General features: G+C 77.8%; 6 protein-coding genes. All 6 read left to right on the top strand.

Going from position 1 to position 6444, the window contains the following annotated elements; translation table 11 throughout:
* The coding region (locus tag HLB09_RS11405; RefSeq protein ID WP_171203491.1) for an MOSC N-terminal beta barrel domain-containing protein at nucleotides 1-625 on the top strand (625 nt) is incomplete at its 5' end.
* A gap of 180 nt (nucleotides 626-805) precedes the next feature.
* The gene (gene thrS / locus HLB09_RS11400; RefSeq protein ID WP_171203493.1) at nucleotides 806-2812 is read left to right on the top strand and encodes a threonine--tRNA ligase; all 2007 of its coding nucleotides are present in this window, start codon (nucleotides 806-808) and stop codon (nucleotides 2810-2812) included.
* Nucleotides 2809-3423 (top strand): HIT family protein, encoded by a 615-nt coding sequence (locus tag HLB09_RS11395; RefSeq protein ID WP_322790144.1) that lies wholly within the window; start codon nucleotides 2809-2811, stop codon nucleotides 3421-3423. The genes thrS and HLB09_RS11395 overlap by 4 nt, the downstream gene beginning before the upstream one ends.
* A gap of 71 nt (nucleotides 3424-3494) precedes the next feature.
* Entirely contained in the window at nucleotides 3495-4118 is a 624-nt protein-coding gene (pgsA, locus tag HLB09_RS11390; protein WP_171203490.1) for a phosphatidylinositol phosphate synthase, read from the top strand.
* Nucleotides 4115-5080, top strand: a complete 966-nt coding sequence (locus HLB09_RS11385; RefSeq protein WP_171203489.1) for a phosphatidylinositol mannoside acyltransferase — start codon at nucleotides 4115-4117, stop codon at nucleotides 5078-5080. The genes pgsA and HLB09_RS11385 overlap by 4 nt, the downstream gene beginning before the upstream one ends.
* Nucleotides 5077-6270: a glycosyltransferase family 4 protein gene (locus HLB09_RS11380; protein WP_171203488.1), complete on the top strand. Its 1194-nt coding sequence runs from the start codon at nucleotides 5077-5079 to the stop codon at nucleotides 6268-6270. The genes HLB09_RS11385 and HLB09_RS11380 overlap by 4 nt, the downstream gene beginning before the upstream one ends.
* Nucleotides 6271-6444: the final 174 nt, after the last annotated feature.

Below are 6444 nucleotides of genomic sequence, written 5' to 3'. Positions count from 1 at the left end.
GCTCTTCCGATCTCGCGGCGAGGAGCTCGAGCGCGCGCACGTGACCGTCGGCGGCCTGGCGGGTGACCGCGGGCACGTGCTCGTCGACGGCGACGGCCGGGTCCTGCGGGGGCGGGACGCCCCCGCGCTGGCCGGCCTGGTGGCCGCGCTGGAGGGCGACCGCCTCGTCGTCCGCGACGCGGACGGCCTCCGCCTCGAGGCGGAGGGCCTGGCCGCGGCCACAGGGGTCCCCGGCGCCGGCACGGCGCGCGCCGACGACCACGGCGCGGCCCCGGGCGGCTCGGCGGTGGCCCCCGTCCACCTCGTCAGCGTCGGTGCGGAGGCGGGCCCGGGCGCCGAGGGGTGCGACCCCGACCCCCGCGCCAACGTCGTGCTCGACCTCGGTGCGGGAACCGACCCGGGTGCGGGGCCGGAGACGTGGACGGGCGAGGGGGAGGGGCGGCCCGGTCCCGGTGCGGAGCGGGGCTGGGTCGGCGCCGTCCTCGCCGTGGGCGGGGCGCGCCTCGTCGTCACCCGCACCCCGAAGCGCTGCCTGGGCGTCTACGCCGACGTCCTCGTCGCGGGGGAGGTCGCCGTCGGCGACGTCGTCCGCCGGCTCGAGGGCGGCGCGCCGACGACCGCCTGAGCCGGACGGCCGGCTCGGGGGCGGACGGGCCCGGGGCTGGGGCGCTCGGGGACGGGCGGGCTCGGGGACGCCGGGGCCAGCGGCGGCGTCGATAGCATCGCGGGCGTGACGCAGAGCCCCGAGACCACCGCCCCCGACGAGCCGCTCGTCACCGTCCTCGTCGAGACCGGGACCGGCCGCGTGGAGCGCCGGGTGCCTCGGGGCGCGACGGCCTGGCAGGTCCTCGAGGGCGACCACCGCGGGGGGCGCGGCGACGACGCCGTCGTCGTCGCGCGGGTCGGCGGCGACCTGCGCGACCTCGACGCCGAGGTCGCCGAGGGCGACGTCGTCGAGGCCGTGACGGCGGGCTCGCCCGACGGGCTGGCCGTGCTGCGGCACTCGGCCGCCCACGTCCTGGCCCAGGCCGTCCAGGCGGCGCGGCCCGACGCGCGGCTCGGCATCGGGCCGCCCGTCACCGACGGCTTCTACTACGACTTCGACGTCGAGGTCCCCTTCACGCCCGAGGACCTCCAGGGCCTGCAGAAGGCCATGGGCCGCATCGTCAAGGAGGGGCAGCGCTTCCGCCGCCGCGTCGTCACCGAGGACGAGGCGCGCGCCGAGCTCGCCGACGAGCCCTACAAGCTGGAGCTCATCGGGCTCAAGGGCCCGGGCGGGTCCGGCGCCGGCGAGGAGGTCGCCGAGGGCGCGTCCGTCGAGGTCGGCGGCGGCGAGCTGACGATCTACGAGAACGTCCGGCGCGACGGCTCGGTGGCGTGGCGCGACCTGTGCCGGGGCCCGCACGCGCCGTCGACGAAGGCGCTGGGCAACGCCTTCGCGCTCACGCGCTCGGCGGCCGCGTACTGGCGCGGTGACCAGGCCAACGCCCAGCTGCAGCGCGTCTACGGCACCGCGTGGGCCACGAAGGAGGGGCTCACCGCCTACGTCGAGCGGCTCGCCGAGGCCGAGCGCCGCGACCACCGCCGGCTCGGCACCGAGCTCGACCTCTTCTCCTTCCCCGACGAGATCGGCTCCGGCCTCGCCGTCTTCCACCCCCGGGGCGGGGTCGTGCGCCGGGAGATGGAGGACTACTCGCGGCGCCGCCACGAGGAGTCGGGCTACTCCTTCGTCACCACCCCGCACATCACGAAGAAGGACCTCTTCGAGACCTCCGGGCACCTCGACTGGTACGCGGACGGGATGTTCCCGCCCATGCACCTCGACGAGGTGCGCGACGCCGACGGGACGCTGCGCCGGCAGGGGCAGGACTACTACCTCAAGCCGATGAACTGCCCGTTCCACAACCTCGTCTACCGCAGCCGGGGCCGCTCCTACCGGGAGCTGCCGCTGCGGCTGTTCGAGTTCGGCACGGTCTACCGGTACGAGAAGTCGGGCGTCGTCCACGGGCTCACGCGCGTGCGCGGCATGACGCAGGACGACGCCCACATCTACTGCACGCGCGAGCAGATGGCCGCCGAGCTCGGCAGCCTCCTCGACTTCGTGCTCGGGCTGCTGCGCGACTACGGCCTGGACGACTTCTACCTCGAGCTCTCGACCCGGAACCCGGACAAGTCGATCGGCAGCGACGCGGACTGGGAGGAGGCCACCGAGGCCCTGCGCCACGCCGCCGGCACGTCCGGCCTCGAGCTCGTGCCCGACCCCGGGGGCGCCGCCTTCTACGGGCCGAAGATCTCCGTGCAGGCGCGCGACGCCATCGGGCGCACGTGGCAGATGTCGACGATCCAGGTCGACTTCCAGCTGCCGCAGCGCTTCGAGCTGGAGTACCAGGCCGCCGACGGCACGCGGCAGCGGCCGGTGATGATCCACCGGGCGCTCTTCGGCTCGATCGAGCGCTTCTTCGGCGTCCTGCTCGAGCACTACGCGGGCGCCTTCCCGCCCTGGCTCGCACCCGTGCAGGTGGTCGGGATCCCGGTCGCCGGGGACTTCGCGCCGCACCTGCACGACGTCGCCGCGCGCCTGCGCGCGCAGGGCGTGCGGGTCGAGGTCGACGACTCCGACGACCGCATGCAGAAGAAGATCCGCACCCACACCAAGCAGAAGGTGCCCTTCCTGCTCATCGCGGGCGCCGAGGACGTCGAGAAGGGCGCCGTGAGCTTCCGCTTCCGCGACGGCAGCCAGGACAACGGCGTCCCCGTCGACGAGGCGGTGGCGCGCGTCGTCGAGGCCGTGCGCACCCGGGCGCAGGTGTGAGCGCCGCGGCGGGGGAGGGCGCCGCCGGCGGCGGCTCGGAGGGCGGGGGACCGCAGGTCGACCCCGCCGGGTGGTACGCGGGCGAGGCCGACGGCTTCGAGCGCCTCTGGACCCCGCACCGCATGGCCTACATCGGCGGGGTGGACAAGCCCGCCGACGAGGAGGAGGGCCCGCAGTGCCCCTTCTGCCGGGCGCGCGAGGGGGAGGACGCCGACGGGCTGGTCGTGGCCCGCGGCGAGGAGTGCTTCGCCGTCCTCAACCTCTACCCGTACAACCCCGGCCACCTCATGGTCTGCCCCTACCGGCACGTGGCGGCCTACGTCGACCTCACCGAGTCCGAGACCGTCGAGGTCGCCCGGATGACGCGCACCGCGCTGCGCGTGCTCGCCGAGGTCAGCGCGCCCCACGGCTTCAACCTGGGCGTCAACCAGGGCGCCGTGGCCGGGGCCGGCATCGCCGGGCACCTGCACCAGCACGTCGTCCCGCGGTGGGGCGGGGACGCCAACTTCCTGCCCGTCGTCGGCCGCACCAAGGCCGTGCCCGAGCTGCTGGGCGACACGCGGGCCAAGCTGGCGGCCGCCTGGCCGGCGCCCGACCGCTCCCGCCCCTGAGCACGCCGGACCCCGGGCGGCCCGCGCGGCGGTCCGGCGCGGGCGGTGCGCATGGCTAGGGTTCGCTGACCATGCTCAGCCGCTACGCCCGCGCCGTGATGTCCGCCGTCTTCACCCCGGTGGCGCGCGCCCTCGTGCGCCGCGGCGTGAGCCCGGACGTCGTCACGGTGCTGGGGACCCTGGGCGTCGTGCTCGCGGCGCTGCTGCTCCTGCCGGCGGGCCACCTCGTCGTCGGCCCCCTCGTCATCACGGCCTTCGTCCTGTCCGACACCCTCGACGGCGTCATGGCGCGCATGACGGGCCGCTCGGGTCCGTGGGGCGCCTTCCTCGACTCCACCCTGGACCGCGTCGGCGACGCCGCCATCTTCCTCGGCGTGGCGCTGTGGTTCCTCGGCGACGGGGCGAGCCCCGCCGCAGGGGTCCTGGCGCTCGTCTGCCTCGTGCTCGGCTCGGTCGTCTCCTACGCCAAGGCCCGCGCGGAGGGCCTGGGCATGACCGCCGACGTCGGCATCGCCGCCCGCGCCGACCGGCTGGTCGCCGTGCTCGCCGCGACGTTCTTCGTCGGCCTCGGCGCGCCGACGCTCCTGCTCGTCGTCGTGCTGGCCGTCCTCGCGGTGCTGAGCGCCGTGACGATCGGCCAGCGCGTGGCGACCGTGCGCCGCCAGGCGTCCGCGCTCGCCCGCCGCACCCCGTGAGGGCGCCGCTGCTGCTCGTCTGGCGCGCCGTCGCGGTCCTGCCGGAGACCGCGGCCCGCGCCGCCGGGGGCCTCGCCGCCGACGCGGTGTGGCTCCTCGCCGTGACGCCGGGCGTGCGCGGCGCCCGGCCCCTCGCCGGCGTGCGGCAGCTGCGGACCAACCTGGCGCTGACCGACCCGGGGCGCCCGCCGCGAGCGGCGCGCCGCCTGCTGCGGGCCGCGCTGCGCTCGTACGCCCGGTACTGGGTCGACCTCTTCCGCCTCGAGCGGTGGCCCGAGGACCGGCGCCGTCGGGCGGTGCGGCTGGAGGAGGACGACGCCCTGCGGGCCGCGCTGGCGGACGGCCGCGGCGCCGTCGTCGCGCTGTCGCACTCCGCGAGCTGGGACGTCATGGGCGCCTACGCGGCGCTGGAGCTGGCGCCGGTGACGACGGTCGCGGAACGGCTGGCCGACGACGACCTGCACGCGGCCTTCCGCCGGGTCCGCGGCGCCCTCGGCGTCGAGGCGCTGCCGCTGTCGGGCGGCGCGCCGCCGCTGCCGGCTCTCGTGCGCCGTGTCCGGGCGGGGGGCTTCGTGCCCCTGCTCGTCGACCGCGACCTCGGCGGCGCGGCCGTGGAGGTCGACCTGCTCGGCGGGCGCGCGCGCGTGGCCTCGGGGGCGGCGGCCCTCGCCGACCTGGCGGGCGCCCCGCTCTTCGCCCTCGAGGCCTGGTACGACCACGACCCCTCCGTGCCCGGGGGCTGGCTGGTGCGCGGCCGTCCGCACCCGGTCGAGCGCGTCGCCGACGGCCCCCGGCCCGAGCGCGTGGCCCGCACCACCCAGCGCGTCGCCGACGTGCTCGGTGCCGCCGTGGCGCGCCACCCGCAGGACTGGCACGTGCTGCAACCGGTGCTCCTCGCGCCGACCGCCGGGGCGCCGGCCCGTGCGGGCGCGGGCCCGGGCGAGGGCTCGGGTGCGTCGTGAGGATCGGGATCGTCTGCCCCTACGCCCTCGACGTCCCGGGCGGGGTCCAGCTGCACGTGCGCGACCAGGCGCGCGAGCTGCGGCGCCTGGGCCACGAGGTGGGCGTGCTCGCGCCGGGCGATGAGCGGGGGGCGGGCGCTTCGCGCGAGGACGGCGAGCCGGGGGAGCCGGGCCTCGAGCTGGCGGGGCGCGTCGTCGCCGTGCCCTTCAACGGGTCGGTCGCGCGCCTGTCCTTCGGCCCCGTCACGGCCGCCCGGGTGCGCCGGTGGCTGGCCGCCGGGCGCTGGGACCTCGTCCACGTCCACGAGCCGGCGTCGCCGAGCCTGGGCCTGCTCGCCCTCCTCGCCGCCGAGGTGCCCGTCGTCGCCACCTTCCACAGCGCGCTCGAGCGCTCGCGCGCCATGCGCGCCGCCCAGCCGCTGCTGCGGCCGGGCTTCGAGCGCATCTCCGCGCGGGTGGCGGTGAGCGAGGACGCGCGGCGCACCGTCGTCGAGCACCTGGGCGGCGACGCCGTCGTCGTCCCCAACGGCGTGCGGGTGGACGACTTCGCCGGCGCGGCGCCGGACCCCCGGTGGCTGGGGGCGCGGGCGGGGAGGCCCCCCGTGCTCGGCTTCCTCGGACGCCTCGACGAGCCGCGCAAGGGCCTGGCCGTGCTGGCCGCCGCCCTGCCGCGCCTGCGCGCCGCCCACCCCGGCCTGCGCCTGCTCGTGGCCGGCTCCGGGGACGGCGACGCGCTGCGGCGGCTGCCCGCCGAGGACGCCGCCGCGCTCGAGCTCCTCGGCCCCGTGAGCGAGGAGGGCAAGCGGGCGCTGCTCGCCTCGGTCGACGCCTACGTCGCCCCGCAGACCGGGGGGGAGAGCTTCGGCATCGTCCTCGTCGAGGCCATGGCGGCCGGCGCGCCGGTAGTGGCGAGCGCCCTGCCGGCCTTCCGGCGCGTCCTCGGGCAGGGGGAGCTCGGGGCGCTGTTCGCCGTCGGCGACGCCGACGCGCTGGCGGCTGCCGTGTCGGGCGTCCTCGACGACCCCGAGGCGACCGCGGCCCGACGGGAGGCGGCCGCGGCGGCGGTGCGCCGCTACGACTGGGCCGTCGTCGCCGACGAGCTCGTCGCCGTCTACGAGACGGTGCTGCGGGGCAGCCGCGCGGAGGCCCGCGCGGCCGTCCCGCCGACCCGCCGGGGCGGTCCGCGGTGAGGGGTGCGCTCGTGGCCGCGGCGGGCCCGGCCGCGGTGCTCATCGACGTCCGCGTCCTCGTGCTGGTGCCCCTGGTCGTCCTGGGGCTCGCCCTGGCGGCGCTGCTGCTCAGCACGGCGGCCCGGCGCCTGGACCGCCTCCACCGGCGCGCCGACGGCGCCCGCGCGGCCCTCG

Origin of the sequence: Pseudokineococcus marinus (genome assembly GCF_013004605.1) — a bacterium.
Lineage (GTDB): Bacteria > Actinomycetota > Actinomycetes > Actinomycetales > Quadrisphaeraceae > Pseudokineococcus > Pseudokineococcus marinus.
The sequence above is the reverse complement of the archived record's forward strand: the minus strand, read 5'-3'. Positions and strand labels throughout refer to the sequence as shown.

Bases quoted from the DNA above. Each gene is read 5' to 3' on its own strand.
- pgsA (WP_171203490.1), top strand. From the start codon at position 3,495: ATGCTCAGCCGCTACGCCCGCGCCGTGATGTCCGCCGTCTTCACCCCG.